Raw genomic sequence first — 24,548 nt, forward strand, 5'->3', positions numbered from 1 at the left:
CCCCCGCCCAAGGTTCGACCCGACACGTCCACGATGTCCTCATCGTGGGCGGCGGCCTGGTCGGTGCCAGCCTGGCGATCGCGCTGGAACGCCTCGGCCTTCACGTGGGCCTGGTCGAAGCCACGCCGCCCGGCGCGCTGCCGCCGGTGTTCGACGAGCGCAACCTCAGCTTCGCCGAAGCCACCATCAATGCGCTGACCGCGCTCGGCGTGATGCAGAAACTGCGTGCGCCCACCGGTGCGATCGCGCGCATCCACATCAGCCGGCGCGGCGATTTCGGCCGCGGCCTGCTCGAGGCCTCGCGCTATGGACGCACCGAGTTCGGTCGCGTCGTGGTCGCGCGCGATTTCGGCGATGCGCTCGAAGCGCGGCTTGCAGAGGCCGCGCGCCTGGTGCGTCATCGCCCGGTGCGTTTCCTCGGGTTCGCCGAAAGCGACGACGACATGCGCGCCATCCGCGTTGCTGAGACCGACGGCGAACGCCTGCTGCACGCGCGGCTCGTTGTCGCGGCCGACGGCACGCGCAGTGGCGTGCGCGACGCGCTGGGCATCGGCGTGGACGAGCACGACTACGGACAGACGCTGTTCGTCACGCGCGTGCGCGGCTCACGCGCGCCCGACGGCACCGCGTACGAACGGCTGACCGGCGAGGGCCCGACCGCGCTGCTCCCGCGCGGCGATCGTCATTACGGCCTGATCCACGCCGTCGCCCGCGAAGAGGCCGGCGACGTTGCGGCACTCGACGAAGCGGGCTTCCTCGCGCGCGCGCAGGAGGTCTTCGGCTGGCGCGCGGGGCGCTTTCTTTCATGCGGGCCGCGCAACTCGCATCCGGCGATCCGTCTCGTCGCCCAGCGGACCGTCGCGCCGCGCGCGGTGCTCGTCGGCAACGCCGCGCAGACGATCCATCCGATCGGCGCGCAGGGCTTCAACCTCGGCCTGCGTGACGCGCTCACGCTGGCCGAACTCATCGCCGATGCGCGCGCGCAGGACGCGCAGGCCGATTGCGGGAGCGACGCGCTGCTGCAGCGATACGCCGAGCGTCGTAGCGAAGACCGCGAGCGCACCATCGGCTTCTCCGATGGCCTCGCACGACTGACCGCCAACGATGCGCCGCTGCTTCGTCCGTTGCGCAGCCTGGGGCTGTTCGCGGTGGATCGCGTCGCTTCGGCGCAATCGTTCCTGGTCGGTGGCGCGATGGGCTATCGCGGCGACGTGCCGGCGCTGTGCCGCGAGGTGCGCGCATGAGCCGCCGCGGATCCGGGCTCGACGTGATCGTCGTCGGTGCCGGCGTGGTCGGCGCAGCGGCGGCACTTGCGTTCGCGCGCGATGGCTTGCAGGTCGCGCTGATCGAAACGCGCCAGCCGCCCGCATGGCAGAAGCTGTCGACCGATTCCGATCGCATCGACCTGCGCGTCTATGCATTCGCACCAGACAACGCGGCGCTGCTCGACAACCTGGGCGTGTGGCGCGATGTCGCCGACGCGCGCCTGCAGCCGTACCGCGCGATGCGCGTGTGGGACGCCGCCGGCGGTGGCGAACTTACGTTCGATGCCGACGCCTTCGGGCGCCGCGAACTGGGCTGGATCGTCGAACACGCGCTGCTCGTCGATCGTCTTTGGCACGCCCTGCCTGGCGCCGGCGTGCAACTGCATTGCCCCGACAGTGTCGTCGCGCTGGAGCAGGACGACGCCGGCGTCACGGTCGTGCTCGAAAGCGGGATTTCGCTGCGTTCGAAGATCGTGGTCGCCGCCGACGGCGCGGAGTCGAAGTTGCGCTCGCTCGCGGGCATCGAAGCGCCACGCCACGATTATGGCCAGCGCGGGCTGGTGGCGTTCGTCGAAAGCGGGAAGCCGCACCGGTCGACGTGCTGGCAGCGCTTCCTGTCGACGGGGCCGCTCGCCTTCCTTCCGTTCGACGATGGGCACGTCAGTTCAATCGTGTGGACGTTGCCGGATGCCGAAGTGCAGCGTCTGCTCGACCTGGACGACGCCACGTTCCTGCGCGAGCTGGACAACGCGTTCGCCGGAACGCTCGGCGCATCCAGGCGCGTGTCGCGCCGGGCGGCGTTCCCGCTGCGGCTGCAGCTGGCGCAATCGCTCGCGTCCGGTCGCGTCGTGGTGATCGGCGATGCCGCGCATGCGGTGCATCCGCTCGCGGGGCAGGGCGTGAACCTCGGGTTGCGCGATGTCGCCACGTTGCGGCGCACCCTCGCCGATGCGCGATCGCGTGGGCTGGACCTCGCGGCGCGACTGCCGCGCTGGGCGCGTGCGCAGCGCAGCGAAAACGCGCTGTCGGCGCACGCGTTCGACGGCATCAATCGCCTGTTCTCGAACGACTCGGTCGGCGCGACGCTGTTGCGCGGGCCGCTGCTGGGTCTGGCCGGCAAGTTGCCGCCGCTGACGCACGCGTTCTGGCGCCACGCCGCCGGCCAATAAAAGCGAACCCCTCCCGGCCTGGGAGGGGTTCGCCGTCGCCCGCGGCTTCGATGGATCACTTACCGCCGGCAAGCTCCGCCTTGGTGATGCGACCGTCGTGGTTCGCGTCGATCTTGTTGAAGTCGGTCGAGATCGTCGTCTCGCTGCTGACCTCCGTCTTGCTCAGCGAGCCATCGCGGTTCGCATCGAGCGCTTCGAAGTTCACCTTGTTGGCCAGGGTCGAGTTCGGCGGGCTGGAAGTCGCATGGACTTCCTGCTTCGGCTGCGCGCCGGTATAGGCCGGTGCGGGCGCCGGCGCCGGAGCCGGCTGCGGATAGGCCTGCTGCACCGCGCTGTCGGCCGAGGCCTGCGCCTGCAGGCTTGCACTCGTGGCGGCGCTGGCCGCCTCGCGCGCTTCGGCGGCGCCCTGCTTCGGATTGGCCGAGCTCTGCGCGGCGGACTGCGCGCTGCGCGCGTCGTGCGCCGCGTTGACCGCCTGGTTGGCAGCCTTGTTGGCCGCATCGGCCTGCTGGTTGATCGTGGTGTAAACGCCGCCGCTGACGCTGGTCGCCTGACGCGCCGTTTCCGCGCTGGCGCGCGCCGCTTCGGCCTGGTCGGAAGCGACCTCGGCGGCCGCCTCGGCCTGCACCTTCGACTTGGCCGGCTCGCCCTGCGTGCGTTGTGCCGCGGCAGGGCCGGAGACGCCGAGCACGGCGACGAGCGCGATCGCGAGCAGCGTGGGACTGGAGTGATGCGTGGACTTCATGTCGTTGGACCTCGCTGGTGGGACGGGCCGACGCTAGTCCCGCCCGGATCAACCGCAGGTCAAATCCGGTCGCGCGCATGAAAGCGCGACACCGGACGTTCATCCACGTGAGTGCAGCGTCATCGCGCGGTCGAAGGCGGCGTCGCGAACACCGTGATCTCTTCGCGGTCGTGGTACAGCTGGCGTGCGCGCACCAGGAGCGGTTTGCCGGCGCCTTCCTCGAATAGCGACAGGCACAGGCGCGTTTCGTCCCAGCGCTTCTTCATCGGCAGCTTCAGGTTGAAGATCGCGTGCCTGCACCAGCCTTCGCGGAACCAGGTGCCCATGCGTTCGGCGACGCGACGCGGCTGTTCGACCATGTCGCACACCATCCAGTCCAGCGGCGCGCGCGGCTGCCAGTGGAAGCCGTCCTCGCGCAGGTGCTCGACGCGGCCGCTTTCGAGCAGGTGCTCGCGCAACGGCCCGTTGTCGACCGAGATCATCTTCAAACCCTGGCGCACCATCACCCAGGTCCAGCCGCCGGGGGCCGCGCCGAGATCAGCGCCGCGCATGCCTTCACGAAACAGGCGTTCGCGTTCCTTCTCGGTCATCAGCACCATCAGCGCTTCTTCCAGCTTCAGCGCGGAACGGCTGGGCGCGTCGGCGTGCATGCGCAGGCGCGGGATGCCGAGCGGCCACGGCGCGCTGTCGCCGGCTTCGCCGATTGCTAGCAGCACATGGTCGCCGGCGAGGAAGACGACATGCAGCCGTGCGCGCCGCGAATCGTCGAACTGCTTGAGCCAGCCGTTCTTCCGCAGCACCGGACGCAGCGCGTTGCCGAACGCGCGCGCGAGACCCGCAAGCGGCTTGGCTTCGTCGGAATCGGGATGCTCGACCCACAGCTCGCCGAAGGTGTGCGCGTTGCCCAGCGTGGTTTCGAGCGCGCGCAGGATCGGCGTGATGCGGTCCTTCGGGTCGAGGTCGCGCAACTCGGCGATCCGCGTGAGCTTCTGCCGCGCGAAGATCAGCGACTGGAACGGAAGCGCCTGGCTCAGCGCGCCGGCGTCGGCGCCAAGGAATTCGACGTAACCGCTGTTGCGATCGGTGCGCGCATAGCCCGGATGACCGGCGAGTGCGGCGCGCTCGTTGAGTTCGGCCGCGAGTTCGGGCTCGAAGCCGGGGCGGCAGTAGCAGAGCAGGGCGTCGCCTGGCGTGGTCATGAGGTGCGTGCGTCAGTAACGCTCGCCGCCGGACTCGCCGTACGCGCGCAGCACATCGCGTGCGAGGTCGCGATGCACGTCGCGCACGACTTCGATCCCGCGGCGTTCGAGTTCGCCGATCCAGTCGGCCGGCAGCGGGCCTTCGTCGAACTCGGTGAGCGTTTCGACGTCCTCGCTGCGCGCGCCGATGACAAGACGGTCGATGCCGGCCCAGATCGTCGCGCCATAGCACTGGCAGCACGGCTGCGACGAGGTCGCCAGCGTGATGGGGCCCAGCCGCTCGCCGATCGCGTCCTCGTTGAGGCGCGCGCGCTGCGTGCGCTGCTGGGCGAGCATGTAGGCCATCGTTTCGGCGTGCGCGAGCGAGCAGGTGTGCGGCAGTACGCGGTTCACGCCGACGGAGATGATGCGCTCGTCCGGGCCGAATACCGCCGCGCCGAACGGGCCGCCGCTTCCGGCCTCGATGTTCATGCGCGACAGCGCGATGGCGAGTTCGACCTTGGCGGCGTCGCCGACGTACAGGCGCTGCGTATCGACCGACTCGTGCACCCATGCCGGCAGCGTGAGATGAACCTGCGCGTAGAGCATCAGTGCACCGCTTCCACTTCGGCGATCTTGTCCTTGCACTGGCCCTGCTCGCACGTGCAGCCCTCGATGGCCTTGAAGCCGCACATCGCCATCATGCCCTTGCGCGCGCACTCGGCCTTGACGCCTTCCGGATCGGTCGGGCTGTTCGCGTTGACGCATGCGGGCTTGGCGCCGCAGCAGTTGCCGACGTTCTTCACCGCGCAGTCGGCGTCGGTCTTGCAGCTGAAATCGAGCTTGATGGGCGTGCCGGCCGGCTCGGCCTGTCGCTCCTTCGGCGCGGGCTCAGGGGCACGTGCGCGCGTCGGCTGGGGCGCGGCGGCTTGCGCCGCATCCGACGCAGGCGTGGCGGCGATCGCGTTCTCCGAATGCGGCGCGCACGCGGCGAGCGCGAGCAGGGACGAAACCAGCAGTGCGGTCAGCAGGCGGCGCATGGCGTGCTCCTTGTCGATCAGCCCTTCGTGGTCCAGGTGTCGCGCAGCGTGACGCTGCGGTTGAACACCGGCGCGTCGCTGCGGTGATCGAAGCGGTCGGCCACGAAGTAGCCGATGCGCTCGAACTGGAACGACTGCTCCGGGTTCGCGTTCGCCGCCGCCGGTTCGACGTAGCCGGTGACGGTGCGACGCGAGTCGGGGTTCAGGTAATCCTTGTACGTCTTGCCGCCTTCGTCGTTGTCGGGATCGGGCACGAGGAACAGGCGGTCGTACAGGCGCACTTCGGCCTTCACCGCGTGCTTCGCGCTCACCCAGTGGATCGTGCCCTTGATCTTGCGATCGGCGCCGGCCATGCCGGGGCGCGATTCGGGATCGAGTTCGCCGCGGATCTCCACGACCGTATCGCCGTCCTTGATCACTTCATCGCAGCGGAAGATGCCCGCGCCGCGCAGGCGCACTTCGCCGCCCGGGATCAGGCGCTTGAAGCCCTTCGGCGGCACTTCCTCGAAGTCCTCGCGCTCGATCCACAGCTCGTTGGAGAACGGAACGCTGCGCGTGCCGGCGCTCTCGTCCTTGGGATGGTTCGGGAACGTCAGCGATTCCTCGTGCGTCGCCGACAGGTTGGTGATGACCAGCTTCAGCGGATCGATCACCGCCATGCGGCGCTGCGCCGCGGCGTCGAGGTCGTCGCGCAGCGCGCCTTCGAGGATGGAGATGTCGAGCAGCGAGTTCTGCTTGCTGATGCCGACGCGGTCGACCATCAGGCGCAGCGCGCTCGGCGTGTAGCCGCGACGGCGGATGCCCTGCAGCGTCGGCATGCGCGGATCGTCCCAGCCATCGACCAGACCTTCGTTCACCAGCGCGAGCAGCTTGCGCTTGCTCATCACCAGGTAGTTGAAATTCAGGCGCGAGAACTCGATCTGGCGCGGCTTGCTGGCTTCCTTCGGGTAGCCCTTCGACAGCACCGGTTCGAGCAGGTCCGGCGAATTCGCCAGGTCCACCTTGTCCACGCACCAGTCGTACAGCGGGCGATGGTCCTCGAATTCCAGCGTGCACAGCGAATGCGTGATGCCTTCGACCGCGTCGCTGAGCGAATGCGCGAAGTCGTACATCGGGTAGATCGGCCACTCGCGGCCGGTGTTCTGGTGCTCGACGTGCTTGATGCGGTACAGCGCGGGATCGCGCAGGTTCATGTTGCCGCTGGCCATGTCGATCTTCGCGCGCAGCGTGCGCGTGCCGTCCGGGAACTCGCCCGCGCGCATGCGGCGGAAAAGATCAAGGTTTTCCTCGACGCTGCGGTTGCGGAACGGCGACTCGCGACCCGGCTCGGTCAGGGTGCCGCGGTATTCGCGAACCTGTTCCGGCGTGAGGTCGCACACGAACGCGTCGCCCTGGCGGATCAGCTTTTCGCCGGCGAGGTAGAGGACGCCGAAGTAGTCCGACGCGTGGCGGAGGTCGTGCCACTCGAAGCCGAGCCAGCGCACGTCGTCCTGGATCGCGCGGACGTACTCGGGGTCTTCCTTCACCGGGTTCGTGTCGTCCAGGCGCAGGTTGCAGTCTCCGCCGAACTCCGCCGCGATGCCGAAGTCCAGGCAGATCGCCTTGGCGTGGCCGATGTGCAGGTAGCCGTTGGGCTCGGGCGGGAAACGCGTGCGGATCGCCTGGTGCTTGCCGCTGGCCAGGTCCTCGCGAACGATCTGCCGGATGAAGTCCTGCTTCGCGGGTGCGGCGGACTCGAGGGCGGACGGATTGGCGGGAGCGGCGTGGTGGGGCGTAGCGGACATGCTTGAAGCCAGGCGGGGAAGACCGGCAAGTTTAGCCGGTGCGGCCGGTCCCCGCCGTCATCCCCGTTGTGGCGCGCGGCCACCGCTTCGGCGTGTTCAGGCCGGGCGTATGCTGTCGGCGAGCCTCTATGAAGGCCGCTGCCGGGAGCATCGCCATGAAAATCGTCTACCAAGCCGCGAACCTGATCGACGCCCACCTGGTGCGGCACGCGCTGGAAGCCGAGGAAATCCCCGTCTTCCTGCAGGGCGAGGCGCTGACCGGCGGGATGGGCGAGCTGCCGCTGTTCGGGACCATCCTGGTCTGCGTGCCCGACATCGTCTGGCCGCAGGCGAAGGACATCGTCGACACGCTCCCGCTGAACCAGCCGGTCGAAGCGCTTCCGGACGACGATGAAGCCCCGGACGCGTCGCAGGGCTGGCTTCCAGCCTGAACGGCGCTTTCCGGTATCGTGACCGGCCGTTTGATGGGCCCCGCGCCATGTCCTTCGATTTCGATTCGCTGATCCGCGCCGTCGCCGACTTTCCCAAGCCCGGCGTGACCTTCCGCGACGTCACCCCGCTGCTGGCCGACGCCGGCGGTTTCGCGCGCTGCATCGACGCGATGGCCGAGCCGTGGCAGGGCAGCGAAGTGCAGGCGGTGTGCGGGATCGAATCGCGCGGTTTCATCTTCGGCGCGGCGCTTGCGCAGAAGCTGCATGCCGGTTTCGTCCCGCTGCGCAAGCCGGGCAAGCTCCCGCCGCCGCTGGTCGAGGTGGATTACGCGCTGGAATACGGCACCGACCGGCTGCAGGCCCGCAATGACGCACTGCGCCCGGGCGAACGCACGCTGATCGTCGACGACGTGCTCGCCACCGGCGGCACGCTGTCGGCCGCACGCGAGCTGGTCGGCAAGCTCGGCGCGAACCTCGTCGGCGCGAGCGTGCTGATCGAACTGGACACGCTGGGCGGCCGTTCGCGCTGGCCGCAGGGCGTGCCGCTGCAGGCGCTGCTGCACTACTGATCCTTCGCGGCGCGCCGGCATCGCGCGCCCGGCATGCCAGGCCACCTTGCGAGGTCGGGCCGATGGACGCGTTCAACTACCTGTCGGTGATGGTGTCCATGGTGCTCGGGCTGGGCCTGACGCAGCTGTTCGCGGGCATCGGCAACATGGTGCAGGTGCGCCGTCGCGTGAAGTTCTACTGGCTGCACGCGATCTGGCTGGTGCTGATGATCGGGCTGCACATCCAGATGTGGTGGTCGTTCTGGATGATGCGTGGCGTCGCCGAATGGACCTACACGGGCTTTGCGTTCGTGCTGCTCGGCCCGGCCACGCTGGTGATCGCCAGCCACGTGCTGCTGCCGGAACTGGTCGACGGCACCATCGACGTGGAGCGCCATTACTACGACACGCGCACCGTCTTCTTCGGCCTGCTCGCGGCGGCCGGCGCGTGGGCGCTGGTACTGGAATGGGCGATGGGTCTGCGCTCGCTGATCGTGCCGTTCCGCCTCGTGCAGGTGCTCGGCATCGGCCTGATGATCTGGTGCGCGTGGACGAGGAACCGGCGCGTCCACGCCGGATGCACGTTCCTGGTCATCGTCATGCTGGTGAGCACGACGCTGCTCACGCGTTACCGGCTCGGGCAGACGCAGATGGAGTGATCAGGCGTGGCCGATCAGAGCCGGCTGTCCTGCGACGGTGCCGGTTGCGGCGGGCGCAGCAGCTGCTCGGGTAGCTTGCGGAATTCGGCTGCCAGCTGCATCAGGAAGTCGCCCATCGCCGAGCTGCGGCGCCACACCATCGCGATCTGCCGGTGCGGCGGCTGGCCGCGGAAACGCAGCAGGTGGATGTCGGGCGAGGAGGGCACCGGAGGCTGCACCGCGAGCACCGGCAGCAGCGTGATCCCGACGCCGGCGGCGACCATCTGCCGCAGGGTTTCCAGGCTGGTGGCGCGGAAGCCGTCGCGTTCGTCGGCGCCGGCCATGTGGCAGACGTCCAGCGCCTGGTCGCGCAGGCAGTGGCCTTCCTCGAGCAGCAGCAGGTGCTGGTGGTCGAGGTCGCCCAGTTCGAGCGAATCGTGTTCGGCCATCGAGTGCTGTTGCGGCACCGCCAGCACGAAGGGCTCGTCGAACAGCACTTCCACGTGCAGCTGGTCGTCGTGGATCGGCAAGGCAAGCAGCCCCGCGTCGAGCCGCCCGTCCCGCAGGCGCTGCAGGATCTGGTCGGTCTTCTCTTCGATCAGCAGCAGTTCCAGGCGCGGGAAACGCTGGCGCAGCCGCGGCACGACGTGCGGCAGCAGGTACGGACCGAGCGTGGGGAACAGGCCCAGGCGAACGGTGCCCGCTTCGGGATCCTGGCTGCGGCGCGCGATCTCCGCCATCTGCTCCACGTCGGCGATGACCTTGCGCGCGCGTTCGGCGACTTCGCGCCCGACCGGCGTGAGCATCACGCGACGCGGTGCGCGTTCGACGAGTGCGACGCCGAGTTCGTCCTCGAGCTTCTTGATCTGGGTCGACAGCGTCGGCTGGCTGACGAAGCTGGCCGCGGCGGCGCGACCGAAATGCTTGTGGTCGGCCAGGGCCACCAGGTACTTGAGATCGCGCAGGTTCAAGGCGGGTCCCTCGCGTCGGAGACTGCGTGGATGCTGCGTGGTAGGCGAAGCATCGGCCTCGCGCCGCTCCCCCGCAAGCAGGGGAGCGGCGCGGCCGGTTCCTTACGCCGCGGCGGCGGTGGCCTGCGCCGGTGCGCTGGTGCGGATCAGGTGGTCGAAGGCGCTCAGCGCAGCCTTCGAGCCTTCACCCATCGCGATGACGATCTGCTTGAACGGCGTGGTCGTGGCGTCGCCGGCGGCGAACACGCCCGGCACCGACGTGCGGCCGTGCGAATCGACCTCGATTTCGCCGCGCGGCGACAGCGCCACGGCGCCCTTCAGCCATTCGGTGTTCGGCAACAGGCCGATCTGCACGAAGATGCCTTCCAGGTCGACCTGGATCGGGTCGCCCGAAACGCGGTCCTTGTAAATCAGACCCGTCACCTTCTGGCCGTCGCCGAGCACTTCGGTCGTCTGCCCGTTGGTGATGACCGTGACGTTCGCCAGCGAACGCAGCTTGCGCTGCAGCACTTCGTCGGCGCGCAGCTGCCCGTCGAACTCGATCAGCGTGACGTGCGAAACGATGCCCGCCAGGTCGATCGCGGCCTCGACGCCCGAGTTGCCGCCGCCGATCACCGCCACGCGCTTGCCCTTGAACAGCGGGCCGTCGCAGTGCGGGCAGTACGCCACGCCCTTGTTGCGGTATTCCTGCTCGCCCGGCACGTTCATCTGGCGCCAGCGCGCACCCGTCGACAGCACCACGCTGCGCGACTTCAGCGACGCACCGTTCTCCAGCTGCACTTCGATCAGGCCGCCCGGCTCGCTCGCCGGAACCAGCTTGCTCGCGCGCTGCAGGTTCATGATGTCGACGTCGTACTCGCGCACGTGCTGTTCCAGCGCGCTGGCGAGCTTCGGGCCCTCGGTGTAGGTGACGGAGATGAAGTTCTCGATCGCCATCGTATCGAGCACCTGGCCGCCGAAGCGCTCGGCCGCCACGCCCGTGCGGATGCCCTTGCGCGCGGCGTAGATCGCCGCCGCGGCGCCCGCCGGGCCGCCGCCGATCACGAGCACGTCGAACGCGTCCTTGGCCTTGATCTTCTCGGCATCGCGCGTCGATGCGCCGGTGTCGAGCTTGGCCATGATCTGTTCGATCGTCATGCGGCCCTGGTCGAACGGCTGGCCGTTGAGCAGCACCGTCGGCACCGACATGATCTGGCGCTGCTCGACTTCGTCCTGGAACAGCGCGCCGTCGATGGCGACGTGGTGGATGTTCGGGTTGATCACGCTCATCAGGTTCAGCGCCTGCACGGTGTCCGGGCAGTTCTGGCACGAGAGCGAGAAGTAGGTTTCGAAGTGGTATTCGCCTTCCAGGTCGCGCACCTGCTCCAGCAGCTCCGGCGCGGCCTTGGACGGATGCCCGCCGACCTGCAGCAGGGCGAGCACGAGCGAGGTGAACTCGTGGCCCATCGGAATGCCGGCGAAGCGCACGCCCACGTCCGTGCCGGCGCGGTTGATCGCGAAGGACGGGCGGCGGGCGTCGTCGTCGCGGCGCGAATAGGAAATCCTGTCCGACAGTGTGGCGATGTCCTGCAGCAGGCCTTCCAGCTCGCGCGACTTGTCGCCGTCATCGAGCGAGGCGACGAGCTCGATCGGCTGCGTGACCTTTTCGAGGTAGGCCTTCAACTGGGTCTTGAGATCGGCGTCCAACATGCGATGACTCCAATGTGTTTCGTGGGGATGAACGCCGCGAGCGCCCGGGCGGAGGGAGGGAGAGAACCCGGGCGTCGCGACATTCGAAAAGAGAGAGGTCGCCTGGCGACCGGCGCGCCTCCGTGCGGGAGGCGGTGGAGCAGGGCGGATCCGGTTGCGGCCCGCCCCGTCCGTGCCGCGCCCTGCGATCAGGGCGCGGCGTGGGTCGTCAGATCTTGCCGACCAGGTCCAGCGACGGCTTCAGGGTCTGCTCGCCTTCCTTCCACTTGGCCGGGCAGACCTCGCCCGGATGCGCGGCGACGTACTGGGCGGCCTTCACCTTGCGCAGCAGCTCGCCCGCGTCGCGGCCGATGCCGCCGGCGTTGATCTCGACCAGCTGGATCTTGCCTTCCGGATCGATCACGAACGTGCCGCGATCGGCCAGGCCGGCTTCTTCGATCATCACGCCGAAGTTGCGGGTGATGACGCCCGTCGGGTCGCCGACCAGCGGGTACTGGATCTTCTTGATCGTGTCGGAGGTGTCGTGCCACGCCTTGTGGGTGAAGTGGGTGTCGGTCGACACGCCGTAAATCTCGACGCCCAGCTTCTGGAACTCGGCGTAGTTGTCGGCGAGGTCGCCCAGCTCGGTCGGGCAGACGAAGGTGAAGTCGGCCGGGTAGAAGAACACGACGGACCACTTGCCCTTCAGGTCTGCATTGGTGACTTCAATGAACTCACCGGCCTTATAGGCGGTGGCCTTGAACGGCAGGACTTCGGTATTGATCAGCGACATAGGAGGTTCCTTTGGCTGGGTGGGTGAGGGGTAAAAACCAGTGCGGACAGGGTAAGCAGACCAATCCAATCCATCAAGTTGATTGATGGAATTGATTCAATAGGCATTGACTATTGAATTGGTCCAACGATAGAAGCCGCTCCTATTCGACATGCGGGGCGCCACGGGCCGTCGCAAGGGCTCCCCGGCGGGCGCGGCGGCACGCGAAAATGGCCGGATGCATGAACCCCCTCCCGCTAGCGCCCACCCGCCCCAGACGACGGTCGGCCGCCTCTTGGCCGAGGCCGCCGCCCGCTTGCCCGGCGACGAAGCCCGCCCCGAAGCCGAACGCCTGCTCGCCCACGTGCTTGGCGTCGGGCCGACGTGGCTGTACACGCATCGCGATGACGCCCCTTCAGCCGTCCATCTCGCCGAATTCAACCGCCTGATCGACCGTCGGCTGGCCGGTGAGCCGGTCGCCTACCTGATCGGCCACCGCGGCTTCTGGCGCTTCGACCTGGCGGTGACCCCGGCGACGCTGATCCCGCGGCCGGAAACCGAGCGCCTGGTCGAACTCGCCCTCGACCGACTGCCGGAAGGCGTGCCGCTGCGCGTGGCCGACCTCGGCACGGGTACCGGCGCCATCGCACTGGCGATCGCGTTCGAACGTCCGCTGGCGCAGGTCGTGGCGACCGACGCCAGCGCGGACGCGCTCGCCGTCGCCCGGGCCAATGCGCAGGCGCTGGGGCTGTCGCGCGTGGACTTTCGCGAAGGCGACTGGCTCTCGCCGCTGGCGGGCGAGCGATTTGACCTGATCGCAAGCAACCCGCCGTACATCGCCGACGACGACGTGCATCTGGGGCAGGGCGATCTCCGCTTCGAACCGGCGAGCGCGTTGGCTTCGGGTGCGGACGGTCTCGACGACATCCGGCGCATCGCGGCGGCAGCACCGGCGCATCTGCGGGAAGGCGGCTGGCTGCTGGTGGAGCACGGATGGCATCAGGGCGACGCCGTTCGCGAGGTGTTCGCGCGCGCAGGCTTCGAGGCGGTCGAGACGGTGCAGGACTGGGAGCACCGCGATCGCGTCACCCTTGGGCGACGTCGCTGAAAAAGAAAGGGCCCGCGACGCGGGCCCTGTCCAGACAACGACGAGGCGGTGCGCTCAGAAGCTCGCGCGCACGCCGACCGAGTACGTGTCGACGCCTTCGGCCAGCTTCAGGCCGCCGTGCAGACCCCAGGTCTTGTTGAAGCTGTAGACCATGCCGAAGTCGGCGAAGAAGTTGCCGTCGTAGCGGTGGTTGTAGTCCTCGTAGCCGAGGTAGGCGTTGGCCGTCAGGCCGTCGACGATGCGGCCGAGCACGCCAGTGGTGACCTGGCCACCCTGATGGTTCAGGTTGTCGCGGCAATCGGTGCAGCCCCAGAAGTCCGAGTCCAGGCGGACGCGTGCGTCGCTGTCGGCGTACTTGATCTGCGACACCCAGTCGGCGTTCGCGCCGATGGCGGTGTTGAAGCCCACGCCCAGCGACCAGTTCGGGTTCTTGTACTTCGCGTGGTAGCGCGAGTCCTCGGTGCCACCGAAGCTGGCGGTGCCGAACACGTTGTCGGTGAACGCGTACGAACCGCTCAGGTTGAAGCCGTTCGGATAGGCGTTGATGCCATCGACCTGCGCGCCGTCCTGGTAGACGTAGTCCAGCTGCGCGTAGGTGTAGCCGATGCCGTTGGATTCGCTGGCGTTGGCGAGGAAGGGAGCGGCGGCGAGCGCCACGGCGAGGAGGGACTTCTTCACGGGTGTTTCCTTGTGGGGGCTTCCCGGCGGTCGCCGGGGCGCGCAGTAAACCCGCGGTGTTTCGCCGTCCACATCGGACGGTTCTTAAAAATTCGTTCGCCGAGAAAAGGTCGTCGGCTCGTGCGCGCTAGAATTTCGCCACTCATTCGGCGAGACCCCTCGATGCGCACGCTTTACCCCGAGATCGAACCCTTCGACACCGGCACGCTCAAGGTCGACGACCGGCACACGCTGTACTACGAGCAGTGCGGCAATCCTGACGGAAAGCCCGTCGTGCTGCTGCACGGCGGTCCAGGCGCGGGCTGCAGCGCGAAGATGCGGCGTTTCCACGATCCGGCGCGCTACCGCATCGTGCTGTTCGACCAGCGCGGCAGCGGGCGCTCGACGCCGCACGCCGACCTGGTCGACAACACCACGTGGGACCTGGTCGCCGACATCGAACGCCTGCGCGGCAAGCTCGGCATCGACACGTGGCAGGTGTTCGGCGGGTCGTGGGGCTCCACGCTCGCGCTCGCCTACGCGCAGGCGCATCCGCAGCGCGTGACCGAACTGGTGCTGCGCGGCATCTTCATGCTGCGTCGCTGGGAACTGGAGTGGTTCTACCAGGAAGGCGCCTCGCGCCTGTTCCCCGATGCCTGGGAGCACTACCTGTCGGCGATTCCGGTCGTCGAGCGCCACGATCTCATCAGCGCGTTCCATCGCCGCCTGACCTCGCCGGACGAAGCCACGCGACTGGCCGCCGCCAAGGCATGGAGCGTGTGGGAAGGCGCGACGAGCTTCCTGCACGTCGATCCGGATTTCGCGGCGAGCCATGAGGATCCGCAGTTCGCGCTCGCGTTCGCGCGTATCGAAAACCACTACTTCGTCAACAGCGGATTTTTCGAAGTCGACGATCAGTTGCTCCGCGACGCGCATCGCATCGCCGACATCCCGGGCGTGATCGTGCATGGCCGCTACGACGTCGTGTGCCCTGTCGCCAACGCGTGGGACCTGAAAAAAGCGTGGCCGAAAGCGGACCTGGAGATCACCCCGGCATCCGGGCACTCCGCGTTCGAAGCGGAAAACGTCGATGCCCTGGTGCGCGCCACCGACCGCTTCGCCCGCTGACTTTTTCTGAAAGACTGGGGCCGGAACGGCCGACCCCGGCGACTGCATACGTATTCAAGCCTTCCGCTGCGCGCGCGGCCACGCACAATCGGCCGCGCACGGCGCCCATCGTGGGCGCTCCGGAGAGACGATGGATACGACGATGCAAGCGCAGCAGCACGCCACTTCGCGCGTGGTGCTGGTTTCCCTGGCCGCCGCGATGGGCGGCTTTTTGTTCGGCTTCGATTCGGCGGTGATCAACGGCGCGGTCGATGCGGTCCGCGGCGGCTTCGCGCTGGACGCGGCGCGCATCGGTTTCGCGGTGTCGTGTGCGTTGCTCGGCGCGGCGCTGGGCGCGTGGTACGCCGGACCCGTCGCCGACCGCTGGGGCCGCGTGCGCACGATGCAGGTGGCGGCCGCGCTGCTGTTCGCCAGCGCGCTGGGCTCCGGGCTGGTCGTCGGGTTGTGGGACCTCATCGCGTGGCGTTTCGTTGGCGGCGTCGGCATCGGCGTGGCGTCGGTGATCGCGCCGGCGTACATCGCCGAAGTCTCGCCGGCGCACGTGCGCGGGCGACTGGGTTCGCTGCAGCAGCTGGCGATCGTGCTCGGCATCTTCGCGGCGCTGCTCAGCGATGCCTGGATCGCCGGCGTGGCCGGCGGCGCGGCCAAGCCCGCGTGGCTGGGTATGGAAGCGTGGCGCTGGATGTTCCTGGTCGCCACGGTGCCGGCGCTGATGTACGGCACGCTCGTGCTCGGCGTTCCCGAATCCCCGCGTCACCTGGTCGCCAAGGGACGCATCGACGACGCGCGCGACGTGCTGCGCCAGATGCTTGCGCTGCCGAACGGCCCGGCGCTTGAGGCCAAGCTGCACGACATCCAGCGCAGCCTCGCCAGCGAAGTGCGCCCGCGTCTGCGTGATCTGCGCGGCCCGCGCCTGGGCCTGCTGCCTATCGTGTGGGTCGGCATCGCGCTGTCGGTGTTCCAGCAGGCGGTCGGCATCAACGTGATCTTCTACTACAGCTCCACGCTGTGGCATTCGGTCGGTTTCAGCGAATCCGATGCGTTCACCATCACCGTCGTGACCTCGGTCGTGAACGTGCTGGTGACGCTGCTGGCCATCGCGCTGGTTGACAAGGTCGGCCGCAAGCCGCTGCTGGTCGTCGGTTCGGTCGGCATGACGGTGACGCTGGGCCTGATGGCGCTGTGCTTCGCGCAGGCCACCGGCGACGGCGCGTCGCTGTCGTTGCCGCAGCCCTGGAACATGGTCGCGCTGGTGTCTGCGAACGCCTACGTCGTGTTCTTCCGCCTGAGCTGGGGCCCGATGGTGTGGGTGCTGCTCGGCGAGATGTTCCCCAACCGCATCCGCGCGATCGCGCTCGCGGTGGCGGCATCGGCGCAATGGCTGGCGAATTTCGCCATCACGGTGAGCTTCCCGAAGCTGGCGGAAATCGGCCTGAGTTTCGCCTACGGTCTGTACGCGACGTTCGCGCTGCTCTCGCTGGTGTTCGTGCTGAGGGCCGTGCGCGAGACGCGCGGCGTGGAACTGGAAGACATGCAGGGCTGAGCGCCATGCATCACTCCCTCTCCCGCGACGGGAGAGGGAGGGTTCCGGGTCAGTCGGCCGGCGTGCCGTCCGGATTGTGTTCGAGCATCCACAGGCCGGCCCAGAGCTTGAGATCCAGCTCGTAGCCTTCGCGCCGTTTCTGCATGAGCCACGCCGGCGCCTGCGCGCGCGGGACTTCGTGGACGGTGATGTTCTCGTTGTCCACGCCGCCGCCCGCGCCGACACGCGTCAATCCGCGCGCGCGCACGAACGCGATGCGCTCGCTGCTCATGCCGGCGGAGGTCGGGCCGACCAGCAGCACTTCCAGCCGCTGCGCCGACCAGCCGGTTTCCTCGATGAGCTCGCGACCGGCGGCGGCTTCGAGCGTATCGGTATCGTGGTTGTCGCCGACCAGGCCCGCGGGCATCTCGATCGTCGGCGCGCCCAGCGGAACGCGGAACTGTTCGACGAACAGCAGCTTGTCGTCAGGCGTGACGGCGATGACGATCACCGCCATGCCTTCGCCGGTGGTGCGTTCGACGTACTCCCAGCGACCGCGCCGCAGCATGCGCAGCCACGGGCCTTCGTACAGCGTCTCCACGGGGGCGTCGTCGTGTCCGGCGGGCTTTGCGTTCATGCGGTGCGGGTGCTCGTTGCGATTGCGTCCGATCCTATTACGACGCCTGTGACGGGGCGAAGTCGAGGCCGGCGGACTGGTAGAGGCGGCGACGCGTCATCGGGCCGAAGCGCAGCGAATCGCACAACGAACCCAGGATCGCCGCGTCCGCATTGCCACGCGTGAAGTGCAGCGAGGTTTCGCCCAGCGGCGCATCCAGTGCGATCGTCGTCAGCTGACGGCACAACAGTGCCTGTTCGCGATGCAGCCGCAGCTTCGCCGCGGTGGACGCCGCGCCGCGCAGACGCAGGAACGGCACTTCCTCCACGCGCTCGAGCAGGGCATCGAGCGAGCCGAAATGCCCCAGCAGCGCGGCCGCGGTCTTCGACCCGATGCCGGGCACGCCGGGGATGTTGTCGACCGCGTCGCCGGTCAGCGCCAGGTAATCGGCGATCTGGTGCGCGAGCACGCCATGGCGCTCGGGCACGCCGGCCGCGCCCCAGCGCTGCCCCTTCGCGAAATCCCACTGCTCGTCGTGGTCGCCCAGCAGCTGCGAAAGGTCCTTGTCGGCCGAGACGATGACCGATCGGAACCCGTGCGCACGCGAGGCCGCGACGGCGCTGCCGATCAGGTCGTCGGCCTCGTACTCGCCGTGTGCGAGCACCGCCAGGCCCAGCGCCGCGCACAGCGTGCGGCAGTGGACGAACTGGCGTCGCAGCTCTTCCGGCGCCGATTCGCGGTTGGCCTTGTAGGCCGGATAGATCGAGTTGCGGAAGCACGAATCCAGCGCCTCGTCGAACGCGATGGCGATGTGCTGCGGGCGCGCGCGGTCGAGCAGTTCCAGCAGGAAGCGCGCGAAGCCGTGCACGGCGTTGGTCGGCCAGCCGTCGGTGTCGTGGAACTCGTTGGGCATGGAGTGCCAGGCGCGGAACACGTACATGCTCGCATCGACGAGGTACAGCGTCCCGCTGGCCGGCGTGGCGGACGGAGCGACAGGCGCGCTCACGACGGCGTCCATTCGGTCAGCAGCTCGCGCGGATCGGGGCGCTCCCGCTCGGGCGCGTCGAGCTTCGGCGTGCCGAGGTGGATGTAGCCGACCACGCGCTCGTGTTCGCCCAGGCCCAGCCAGCGATCGACTTGCTCGTCGTAGGCGAGCCAGCCGGTCAGCCAGATCCCGCCGAAGCCCAGCGCATGGGCAGCCTGGAGGAGGGCGAAGCAGACGCATGAGGCGGTCGAGAACCGCTCGGATTCAGGAATCTTTTCGTCCGGACCGAACTGACCGATCACGGCCACGACCAGCGGCGCATGCGAGAATCGGCTCCGGTCCTTCTCGAACACCGCCTCGCTGGCCCCCGGGTCGCGCTCGCGGCTGCGGGCGGCCAAGCGCTCGCCGAACGCGTGCCGGGCCTCGCCCCGGAAGCTCAGGAACCGGAAGGGCACCCGCTTGCCGTGGTCGGGCACGCGGACGGCCGACTGGAGCATGCGCAGGAGGGTGTCGGGATCAGGGGCGGGCTCGCCGAGCTGCTTCGGCGGGACCGACCGGCGGGCATCCAGCCCGGCCAGGGCCAGGTCGATTTGCCGAGGGTCAGAAGTGTTTAGCGACATCAGTCACAATTATCTAATGTGGGCCTGCAAGACGGTGTCGTATCTTGCCACTATGCGCCGGGGAACTGCCGGCAAGCGGCAGATTCGGCCCACGTTCCGCTTCATGTAACAGGGGACATCGAAGTGTCCGGCTACCCGCACGGCGTCGCTCAAGCCACGCGTACCGATCCCTTGCGCGTGCTCGAGGAGATCAAGCGTTTGTCCCTGGAGGTCCTCGGCGGCCTGCCGGGCACGCTGTATGGCCCGGTGGAAGACGCCCTGAAGGTCGCCTCGCTCAAGGGCGACGGCAAGTCCAATCATTACGAGGAACAGGCGGCGTTGTGGGTGCTGCGCCAGCACCAGGCATCGCACGTCATGAAGTACCGCCAGCAGATCGCGCAGGCCTTCGACGATTTCCGCGCCCTGCGCATCCGCAGCGGCGGCGACGTCACGCTGCGGCTGCTCGACGAACAGCAGCTGGAATACGAACTGGCCAGCGGCCGCCTCAACGAATCGCTGGTCGCCCGCTTCGCCCGCCCGCTGGATACGTTGCAGAGCCGCCTGCAGGCGCTCTCCGAATCCCTGCGCGTGCCGGCCGGGCTGAACCCGATCGGGCCGGAGCGCCTGGTCACCGCGTTCTCGCAGACGCTGCTCGATGCGCAGGTGCCCGACATGCTGCGCGGTCGCCTGTTCCGTCATTACGAAACCGAGCTGATCCGCCTGCTCGGCGATCTGTACGCGCGCGTCAACGCCCTGCTGGCCAGCTCGGGTTACGGCGCGCCGGTCGCGCCGCGTGCGCCGGAAGAGGCGCGTCGCGGTGGCGATGGCGGCGCGCCCGCCGGTGGCTACGGCGGTTACGGTGCGCAGGACGGTTTCGGCGCAGGCGGTGGCGGTTACGGCGCCGGCCCCGGCCCCGGCGCGGGCATGGTCGGCGAGCCGACCGGCCGCTCGTCCGGCCCGCCGATGTCGCAGCAGGACATCGCCGCCATGGCGCAGGAACTGGCGCAGTTGCGCAGCCAGCTGCACGCGTGGCGCGATTCGATCTCGCGCGGCGACGTCGCCACCGGCGGCGGTCACGCGCCCGAGCGTCCCGTCATGCAGCGTCGCGAGATGCGCGTGGACGAGATCCTCAACGTCGCATCGCTCCTGCAGGCCGAGCCGCCGGACGCGTTCGCACGCGCGCTGGCCGTGACCGGCCGCCTGGGCGAAACCATCCGCGACCATCTGCAGGACGGCGCGCGCCGCCTCGGTCTCAACCCCGACCAGGCCTGCTTCAGTCCGGAAGAGGAAGACGCGATCGACCTGGTCGCGATGCTCTTCGACTCGCTGTTCCGCCACAACGCGCTGCAGGACCGCGCGCGCCGCCTCTATGCGCGCCTGGTGCTGCCGTACGTCAAGGTCGCGCTGACCGACAACGCTGTGTTCGTGAAGCGCGAACACCCGGCGCGCCGGCTGCTCGACGCGATCACCGAGGCCTGCGAAGGCAACGACGGCGAGACGCCGCAGGATCGCGAGCTGCTCGACCGTGCCACCGAGATTTCGCAGCGCATCGTGGCCGACTACAACGAAGACCTCGCGGTGTTCGAACTGGCGCACGCCGAACTCGATGCCGTGCTGGCGCAGCAGCGCCGCCGCTTCGAGCTGCAGGAACAGCGCGCCGCCAAGGCCACCTACGGCCGTGAGCGCCTGGGCGCCGCGCGCGCGCAGGCCGAGTCGGCGCTGGAAGAACGCCTGGGCGAGTCGACGCTGACGCAGGCGGTGGCGGATTTCCTCGCCATGCCCTGGCGCCACCACGTCGTGCAGACGTTGTTGCGCGAGAACACCGACCAGCGCCGCCACGCCGAGGCGATCGCGCTCGGCGACGCGCTGGTGATGGCCGACCGCCTCGCCGGCGAGGGCCGCGGCCGCGAACTGGCCGACCAGTTGCTCGCGCTGCAGCCGGCGATCATCGATTGCCTCGCCAGCTCCGGTCTCGACGACAGCGCCGCCCAGCACGGCATGGCCGGCCTGGTGCGCGCACTGGCGACGCCAGATACGCCGCGCCGCCACGTGCCGGTATCGCCGGAGTCCATGCCCGAGGACGACGCGGGCGAAGCCGAGCGTCGCCTGTGGCTGGTCGGCGATGCCGACGGCGTGCGCCACGACCCGTTGCTGGCCGAGCGCATGAGCACGCTGGAAGTGGGCGACTGGTTGCGCCTGACCAACGTCGAAGGCGAGAGCACGGCGGTGAAGGTGGCCTGGCTGAGCCCGCTCACCTCGCGCTACCTGCTGGTGAACCGCCGCGGCCTGCGCGTGCTGGTCGCCTCGGCCGAGGAACTGGCCGCACTGGCCGGCGCCGGCCGCCTGACGATCGGCGCGGAACGCACGGCCTTCGACGAGGCGATGCGACAGGTGAAGCGCCATCTGGACCGGGCGTCGGCGACGCGCTGAGTTCGCCGGCTTCCGGCGAGCGGTTTGCTCGGCCGATCGTCTTCATCGTCATCCCGGCGACGCCGGGGCCCAGGCCCGTAACGAATGGGCACTCCATCGCGGTGAATCGCATTACCGTCATCCCGGCGAAGGCCGGGACGCAGGCCGTAACAGTCGGGCACTCCGGCAGCGGTGAGCCACATCACCGTCATCCCGGCGAAAGCCGGGATCCAGGCCCGTAACATCGGGGCACTCCGACAGCGGTGAACCACTTCACCGTCATCCCGGCGAAAGCCGGGACCCAGGCCCGTAACGTTCGGGCACTCCATCGACGGCAAACCACACCACCGTCATCCCGGCGAAGGCCGGGATCCAGGCCCGTAACGAATGGGCACTCCGATGACGGCGAACCACCTCACCGTCATTCCAGCGACAGCTGGAATCGATCCTTATTTTGCTGTCGCTGTCGCTGTCGCTGTCGCTGTTGCTGTCGCTGTTGCTGTTGCTGTTGCTGTTGCTGTTGCTGTTGCTCTTGCTCTTGCTCGTCATTCCCGCGAAGGCGGGAATCCAGGGACTTTCCACGCTTCCCGGTAACGTTCGAAGAGAAAAGAAGAATCACCCGCCAAGCTTCCGATCGCCTGCGGCGTTCGGGTCACTTTTCTTTGCTCGCACAAAGAAAAGTAACCCAAAGAAAGTGCGTACAAGTCCAACCCAGTCCTACGACCGGAAAGAGCAAGGGTGCGTTCGCGATTCGCCATCCATGGCTCAGCGCTCACCGCCGCACATCCTGTGCGGCGCCCTCCGGGGCTAGCAACGAACAGGGTGTTCGACAGCAACAGCAACAACAGCAACAACAGCAACAACAGCAACAGCAGCAACAGCAGCAACAGCAACACAGCAACAACAGCAACAACAGCAACAGCAACAGCAACAGCAGCAACAGCAGCAGCAACAGCAACAGCAGCAGCAACAGCAACAGCAGCAGCAACAGCAACAGCAGCAACGGCAGCGAGATAGCGAGAGATAGCGAGAGATAGCGAGATAGCTAAACAGGAGTCGGCGAAGCAGCAAAAACAGCGACGCACCTCGGTCGAGGCGGCGCCGCCAGATCGGTGATGTTTTGATTCGGCGCCGAACGCGACGGTTCGACGCAGCGCTCTTACGTAGCCGCAGCCGCCAACGGTGCTACGACCCGCTCCGGCCATACCGTTCTGGCCAGCAATTCGTCGTCCCAATCGAAGGCAAGCCGTCCTTCGCGCGACGCCTCTTCGGTGACGAACAGGCTCACGAAATTGAGGACGTTGCGTGCATACATTTCGCTGGCGTGCACGGCGCCCATGCTGGCGAGGTTGAGCGGGCCTGCGACGGTGACGCCGCCGCTGTCGACGGTTTCGCCGGGACGGGTGAGTTCGCAGTTGCCGCCGGTTTCGGCGGCGAGGTCGACGATCACGCTGCCCGGACGCATGCCGGCGACCATTGCGGCGGTGATGATCTTCGGCGCCGGGCGGCCCGGGACCGCGGCGGTGCAGACGATGACGTCCACGTTCTTGAGGTGTTCGGCCAGGCGACGCTGCTGTTCGGCGCGTTCCTCGTCGGTGAGCGCGCGCGCGTAGCCGCCTTCGCCCGCCGCGCTCACGCCCAGATCCAGGAAGCGGCCACCCAGCGATTCGATCTGCTCGCGCGTTTCCGGGCGCACGTCGAAACCTTCGACCTGCGCGCCGAGGCGCTTGGCGGTGGCGATCGCCTGCAAGCCGGCGACGCCCGCGCCGACGATCAGCACCTTCGACGGCCGGATCGTGCCGGCGGCGGTGGTGAGCATCGGGAAGAAACGCGGCGCGAGCTGCGCGGCGATCAGCACCGCCTTGTAACCGGCCATGCCGGCCTGCGAACTGAGCACGTCCATCGCCTGCGCGCGCGTCGTGCGCGGGAGGCGTTCGAGCGGAAAGGCGAGCAGGTGGCGTGCGTTGATCGCTTCGCCGCGCGCGGCATCGGCTTGCGGCGCGAGCAGCCCGACGAGTGCGGCGCCATCGCGCAGGCCCATCATCGTCGCCGATGACGGCGGCTGCACGCACAGCACCAGGTCGGCATCACGCAGTGCGGTATCGGCATCGTCGACGAGTTCTGCGCCCGCATCGGCGTACGCATCATCGGTGAAGGCGGCCTGCCGGCCTGCGCCGCGCTGCACGCGCACCTTCGCGCAGCGGGCGACAAGTTTCTTGCAGGTTTCGGGCGTCAGTGCGACGCGGCGCTCGCCGCTTGCGGTTTCGCTTGCCACGCCAATGGTGATGCCCGCCATCGCTGCTCCCCGTCCCGGTTGTTTCCGCATCGTAGCGGAAGGCCCGGCGGGGCGGGGAAGGCCGAGCTGTCAGATGGATCGTGGGCGGTGCGGGCCTGGGTCCCGGCTTTCGCCGGGATGACATCGGTTCGGAAGGGAGTGCAGCCGGATCAATCGCGATCGCGCGGCGGCGGGCCGGGCGGCATGTCGGCCGGGGCGGGGTTGGCCTGCACCCACGCCTTGCGTTCCTCGGGCGACATCGCGCGCCACTTCGCCTTGAGGTCCCGACGCTGCGCGTCGTCGAGCGTGCGCATCTTCGCGAACAGCGCACGCGTCTGCTCACGCTGCTCGGGGCTCATGCTTTCCCAGCGCTGCATGCCGTGGCGCGCGCGCTTGCGCTGCTCGGGCGTCATCTGTTGCCAGCGCTGGGCGCGTTCGAGCATGCGCGCGCGTTCGTCGGGCTGCGTGTTCCAGCGGTCGCGGATCGGCGCCATCAACGTCTCGCGCTGCGCCGGCGTCAGCTGTTCCCACGCCGGCAGCGGCTTGGCGGAAGTGGCCGGCGGATCGGCCGCGAGCACCGGCGCGCTGGCGACCAGCAGTGCGAAGGCGAGGGAAGTCAGGGCGTTGCGCATGTCACGGCTCCAGGGAAGGCACGGCGTCGTCGTTCGACGCCAGCCAGAGGTAGAGATCGGGGTTCTCGTCGAGCGCGGCGATGGCCGTGTCGGCGTCGAAGGACGTGGCATTGGCCGGCGTGCCGGTCGTCGCCACCAGCGGCGGCGCCGATGCCGTGGGCGCGGGCGCCTGCGCCGGACGCAACTGCAGGCCGATCGCGACGGCGAACACCGCCGCCAGGCCGCTGCCCAGCACCCAGGTGAAGCCGCGTCGCGGTTCGCGTTCGCCCGTCGGGCGCGCGGCCGCGTGGCGCGCCACGCGCAGGCGTGCGCGCGTCGCGGAAGACACCTGCGAGACCGCCTGCGCGTGCAGGTCGCGCATGGCGTGGTCGAAGCGGTCGTCGGAAGTGTTCATCGTGTCGTCTCGCG

At 68.6% G+C, this 24,548-nt stretch carries 25 protein-coding genes; 9 read left to right on the plus strand and 16 right to left on the minus strand.

What is annotated here, in order from left to right; all coding sequences use genetic code 11:
• Positions 1–41: 41 nt before the first annotated feature.
• Positions 42–1,244, plus strand: a complete 1,203-nt coding sequence (gene ubiH / locus GOY17_RS04565) for a 2-octaprenyl-6-methoxyphenyl hydroxylase (protein WP_232338578.1) — start codon at positions 42–44, stop codon at positions 1,242–1,244.
• The gene (locus GOY17_RS04570) at positions 1,241–2,434 is read left to right on the plus strand and encodes an FAD-dependent oxidoreductase (RefSeq protein WP_157029497.1); all 1,194 of its coding nucleotides are present in this window, start codon (positions 1,241–1,243) and stop codon (positions 2,432–2,434) included. Before ubiH ends, GOY17_RS04570 begins: the two co-directional genes overlap by 4 nt.
• Positions 2,435–2,489: 55 nt before the next feature.
• Here the strand turns inward: GOY17_RS04570 and GOY17_RS04575 are convergent, their stop codons facing one another.
• From GOY17_RS04575 to GOY17_RS04595, 5 genes are all read right to left on the minus strand, one after another.
• The gene (locus tag GOY17_RS04575; protein WP_157031603.1) at positions 2,490–3,179 is read right to left on the minus strand and encodes an EF-hand domain-containing protein; all 690 of its coding nucleotides are present in this window, start codon (positions 3,177–3,179) and stop codon (positions 2,490–2,492) included.
• A gap of 119 nt (positions 3,180–3,298) precedes the next feature.
• Entirely contained in the window at positions 3,299–4,378 is a 1,080-nt protein-coding gene (rlmM, locus tag GOY17_RS04580; RefSeq protein WP_157029498.1) for a 23S rRNA (cytidine(2498)-2'-O)-methyltransferase RlmM, read from the minus strand.
• A gap of 12 nt (positions 4,379–4,390) precedes the next feature.
• Positions 4,391–4,966 (minus strand): nucleoside deaminase, encoded by a 576-nt coding sequence (locus GOY17_RS04585; RefSeq protein WP_157029499.1) that lies wholly within the window; start codon positions 4,964–4,966, stop codon positions 4,391–4,393.
• Positions 4,966–5,397, minus strand: a complete 432-nt coding sequence (locus GOY17_RS04590; RefSeq protein ID WP_157029500.1) for a hypothetical protein — start codon at positions 5,395–5,397, stop codon at positions 4,966–4,968. The genes GOY17_RS04585 and GOY17_RS04590 overlap by 1 nt, the downstream gene beginning before the upstream one ends.
• Positions 5,398–5,414: 17 nt before the next feature.
• Positions 5,415–7,181 carry a glutamine--tRNA ligase/YqeY domain fusion protein gene (locus tag GOY17_RS04595; RefSeq protein ID WP_157029501.1) on the minus strand — a complete coding sequence of 589 codons (1,767 nt, stop codon included), beginning with the start codon at positions 7,179–7,181 and terminating at the stop codon, positions 5,415–5,417.
• 155 nt (positions 7,182–7,336) lie between these two features.
• Between GOY17_RS04595 and GOY17_RS04600 the strand changes: the two genes are divergently transcribed.
• The 3 genes from GOY17_RS04600 (at position 7,337) to GOY17_RS04610 (ending at position 8,819) form a co-directional block, all read left to right on the plus strand.
• A complete protein-coding gene (locus GOY17_RS04600; RefSeq protein WP_115843603.1) occupies positions 7,337–7,612 on the plus strand; it encodes a putative signal transducing protein in 276 nt (91 codons plus the stop codon).
• Positions 7,613–7,659: 47 nt separating this feature from the next.
• Positions 7,660–8,181, plus strand: a complete 522-nt coding sequence (locus GOY17_RS04605) for an adenine phosphoribosyltransferase (protein ID WP_157029502.1) — start codon at positions 7,660–7,662, stop codon at positions 8,179–8,181.
• A gap of 62 nt (positions 8,182–8,243) precedes the next feature.
• The gene (locus GOY17_RS04610; protein WP_157029503.1) at positions 8,244–8,819 is read left to right on the plus strand and encodes a hypothetical protein; all 576 of its coding nucleotides are present in this window, start codon (positions 8,244–8,246) and stop codon (positions 8,817–8,819) included.
• Between the two features lie 14 nt (positions 8,820–8,833).
• Here GOY17_RS04610 and GOY17_RS04615 read toward each other — a convergent pair whose 3' ends face one another.
• From GOY17_RS04615 to ahpC, 3 genes are all read right to left on the minus strand, one after another.
• A complete protein-coding gene (locus GOY17_RS04615; protein ID WP_115843597.1) occupies positions 8,834–9,769 on the minus strand; it encodes a LysR substrate-binding domain-containing protein in 936 nt (311 codons plus the stop codon).
• Between the two features lie 102 nt (positions 9,770–9,871).
• On the minus strand, positions 9,872–11,458 hold the full coding sequence (gene ahpF, locus GOY17_RS04620) for an alkyl hydroperoxide reductase subunit F (RefSeq protein ID WP_157029504.1): 1,587 nt from the start codon (positions 11,456–11,458) through the stop codon (positions 9,872–9,874).
• 208 nt (positions 11,459–11,666) lie between these two features.
• Positions 11,667–12,230, minus strand: coding sequence for an alkyl hydroperoxide reductase subunit C (gene ahpC, locus GOY17_RS04625; RefSeq protein WP_115843593.1), 564 nt, complete (start codon positions 12,228–12,230; stop codon positions 11,667–11,669).
• A 217-nt stretch (positions 12,231–12,447) separates the two neighbouring features.
• Here ahpC and prmC point away from each other — a divergent pair, with 217 nt between their 5' ends.
• Positions 12,448–13,317 (plus strand): peptide chain release factor N(5)-glutamine methyltransferase, encoded by an 870-nt coding sequence (prmC, locus tag GOY17_RS04630; protein WP_157029505.1) that lies wholly within the window; start codon positions 12,448–12,450, stop codon positions 13,315–13,317.
• 54 nt (positions 13,318–13,371) lie between these two features.
• On the opposite strand, the gene GOY17_RS04635 is transcribed toward prmC, so the two are convergent.
• Entirely contained in the window at positions 13,372–13,995 is a 624-nt protein-coding gene (locus GOY17_RS04635) for a hypothetical protein (RefSeq protein ID WP_157029506.1), read from the minus strand.
• Between the two features lie 162 nt (positions 13,996–14,157).
• Between GOY17_RS04635 and pip the strand changes: the two genes are divergently transcribed.
• Complete coding sequence (pip, locus tag GOY17_RS04640) at positions 14,158–15,102, plus strand: prolyl aminopeptidase (RefSeq protein WP_157029507.1); 945 nt, start codon at positions 14,158–14,160, stop codon at positions 15,100–15,102.
• A 130-nt stretch (positions 15,103–15,232) separates the two neighbouring features.
• Complete coding sequence (locus GOY17_RS04645; RefSeq protein ID WP_157029508.1) at positions 15,233–16,645, plus strand: sugar porter family MFS transporter; 1,413 nt, start codon at positions 15,233–15,235, stop codon at positions 16,643–16,645.
• A 49-nt stretch (positions 16,646–16,694) separates the two neighbouring features.
• Here GOY17_RS04645 and GOY17_RS04650 read toward each other — a convergent pair whose 3' ends face one another.
• The 3 genes from GOY17_RS04650 to GOY17_RS18895 are packed head-to-tail and all read right to left on the minus strand — an operon-like array spanning position 16,695 to position 18,845.
• Complete coding sequence (locus GOY17_RS04650; RefSeq protein WP_157029509.1) at positions 16,695–17,261, minus strand: NUDIX hydrolase; 567 nt, start codon at positions 17,259–17,261, stop codon at positions 16,695–16,697.
• Between the two features lie 37 nt (positions 17,262–17,298).
• Positions 17,299–18,258: a 5'-3' exonuclease gene (locus GOY17_RS04655; RefSeq protein ID WP_232338529.1), complete on the minus strand. Its 960-nt coding sequence runs from the start codon at positions 18,256–18,258 to the stop codon at positions 17,299–17,301.
• Positions 18,243–18,845, minus strand: a complete 603-nt coding sequence (locus tag GOY17_RS18895) for a nitroreductase family protein (protein ID WP_157029511.1) — start codon at positions 18,843–18,845, stop codon at positions 18,243–18,245. Before GOY17_RS18895 ends, GOY17_RS04655 begins: the two co-directional genes overlap by 16 nt.
• A gap of 123 nt (positions 18,846–18,968) precedes the next feature.
• On the opposite strand from GOY17_RS18895, the gene GOY17_RS04665 reads away from it, so the two are divergent.
• Positions 18,969–21,254, plus strand: coding sequence for a DUF1631 family protein (locus GOY17_RS04665; RefSeq protein ID WP_198173814.1), 2,286 nt, complete (start codon positions 18,969–18,971; stop codon positions 21,252–21,254).
• A 524-nt stretch (positions 21,255–21,778) separates the two neighbouring features.
• Here the strand turns inward: GOY17_RS04665 and GOY17_RS18740 are convergent.
• From GOY17_RS18740 to GOY17_RS04685, 4 genes are all read right to left on the minus strand, one after another.
• The gene (locus GOY17_RS18740; protein ID WP_198173815.1) at positions 21,779–22,438 is read right to left on the minus strand and encodes a hypothetical protein; all 660 of its coding nucleotides are present in this window, start codon (positions 22,436–22,438) and stop codon (positions 21,779–21,781) included.
• The gene (locus tag GOY17_RS04675; protein WP_157029514.1) at positions 22,393–23,529 is read right to left on the minus strand and encodes an NAD(P) transhydrogenase subunit alpha; all 1,137 of its coding nucleotides are present in this window, start codon (positions 23,527–23,529) and stop codon (positions 22,393–22,395) included. Before GOY17_RS04675 ends, GOY17_RS18740 begins: the two co-directional genes overlap by 46 nt.
• A 149-nt stretch (positions 23,530–23,678) precedes the next feature.
• Complete coding sequence (locus tag GOY17_RS04680) at positions 23,679–24,140, minus strand: DUF3106 domain-containing protein (protein WP_157029515.1); 462 nt, start codon at positions 24,138–24,140, stop codon at positions 23,679–23,681.
• 1 nt (position 24,141) lies between these two features.
• A complete protein-coding gene (locus GOY17_RS04685) occupies positions 24,142–24,534 on the minus strand; it encodes a hypothetical protein (RefSeq protein ID WP_157029516.1) in 393 nt (130 codons plus the stop codon).
• Between the last annotated feature and the right edge of the window lie 14 nt (positions 24,535–24,548).

Origin of the sequence: Lysobacter soli (assembly GCF_009755585.1) — a bacterium.
Lineage (GTDB): Bacteria > Pseudomonadota > Gammaproteobacteria > Xanthomonadales > Xanthomonadaceae > Lysobacter_J > Lysobacter_J soli.

What these genes read in the sequence shown, in the direction of transcription:
- GOY17_RS04570 (WP_157029497.1), top strand. Translation starts at nt 1,241, where the DNA reads ATGAGCCGCCGCGGATCCGGGCTCGACGTGATCGTCGTCGGTGCCGGC.
- GOY17_RS04575 (WP_157031603.1), bottom strand. Translation starts at nt 3,179, where the DNA reads ATGAAGTCCACGCATCACTCCAGTCCCACGCTGCTCGCGATCGCGCTC.
- rlmM (WP_157029498.1), bottom strand. Translation starts at nt 4,378, where the DNA reads ATGACCACGCCAGGCGACGCCCTGCTCTGCTACTGCCGCCCCGGCTTC.
- GOY17_RS04585 (WP_157029499.1), bottom strand. Translation starts at nt 4,966, where the DNA reads ATGCTCTACGCGCAGGTTCATCTCACGCTGCCGGCATGGGTGCACGAG.
- GOY17_RS04590 (WP_157029500.1), bottom strand. Translation starts at nt 5,397, where the DNA reads ATGCGCCGCCTGCTGACCGCACTGCTGGTTTCGTCCCTGCTCGCGCTC.
- GOY17_RS04595 (WP_157029501.1), bottom strand. Translation starts at nt 7,181, where the DNA reads ATGTCCGCTACGCCCCACCACGCCGCTCCCGCCAATCCGTCCGCCCTC.
- GOY17_RS04600 (WP_115843603.1), top strand. Translation starts at nt 7,337, where the DNA reads ATGAAAATCGTCTACCAAGCCGCGAACCTGATCGACGCCCACCTGGTG.
- GOY17_RS04605 (WP_157029502.1), top strand. Translation starts at nt 7,660, where the DNA reads ATGTCCTTCGATTTCGATTCGCTGATCCGCGCCGTCGCCGACTTTCCC.
- GOY17_RS04610 (WP_157029503.1), top strand. Translation starts at nt 8,244, where the DNA reads ATGGACGCGTTCAACTACCTGTCGGTGATGGTGTCCATGGTGCTCGGG.
- ahpF (WP_157029504.1), bottom strand. Translation starts at nt 11,458, where the DNA reads ATGTTGGACGCCGATCTCAAGACCCAGTTGAAGGCCTACCTCGAAAAG.
- ahpC (WP_115843593.1), bottom strand. Translation starts at nt 12,230, where the DNA reads ATGTCGCTGATCAATACCGAAGTCCTGCCGTTCAAGGCCACCGCCTAT.
- prmC (WP_157029505.1), top strand. Translation starts at nt 12,448, where the DNA reads ATGCATGAACCCCCTCCCGCTAGCGCCCACCCGCCCCAGACGACGGTC.
- pip (WP_157029507.1), top strand. Translation starts at nt 14,158, where the DNA reads ATGCGCACGCTTTACCCCGAGATCGAACCCTTCGACACCGGCACGCTC.
- GOY17_RS04645 (WP_157029508.1), top strand. Translation starts at nt 15,233, where the DNA reads ATGGATACGACGATGCAAGCGCAGCAGCACGCCACTTCGCGCGTGGTG.
- GOY17_RS04650 (WP_157029509.1), bottom strand. Translation starts at nt 17,261, where the DNA reads ATGAACGCAAAGCCCGCCGGACACGACGACGCCCCCGTGGAGACGCTG.
- GOY17_RS04655 (WP_232338529.1), bottom strand. Translation starts at nt 18,258, where the DNA reads ATGGACGCCGTCGTGAGCGCGCCTGTCGCTCCGTCCGCCACGCCGGCC.
- GOY17_RS18895 (WP_157029511.1), bottom strand. Translation starts at nt 18,845, where the DNA reads ATGTCGCTAAACACTTCTGACCCTCGGCAAATCGACCTGGCCCTGGCC.
- GOY17_RS18740 (WP_198173815.1), bottom strand. Translation starts at nt 22,438, where the DNA reads ATGGCCGGAGCGGGTCGTAGCACCGTTGGCGGCTGCGGCTACGTAAGA.
- GOY17_RS04675 (WP_157029514.1), bottom strand. Translation starts at nt 23,529, where the DNA reads ATGGCGGGCATCACCATTGGCGTGGCAAGCGAAACCGCAAGCGGCGAG.
- GOY17_RS04680 (WP_157029515.1), bottom strand. Translation starts at nt 24,140, where the DNA reads ATGCGCAACGCCCTGACTTCCCTCGCCTTCGCACTGCTGGTCGCCAGC.
- GOY17_RS04685 (WP_157029516.1), bottom strand. Translation starts at nt 24,534, where the DNA reads ATGAACACTTCCGACGACCGCTTCGACCACGCCATGCGCGACCTGCAC.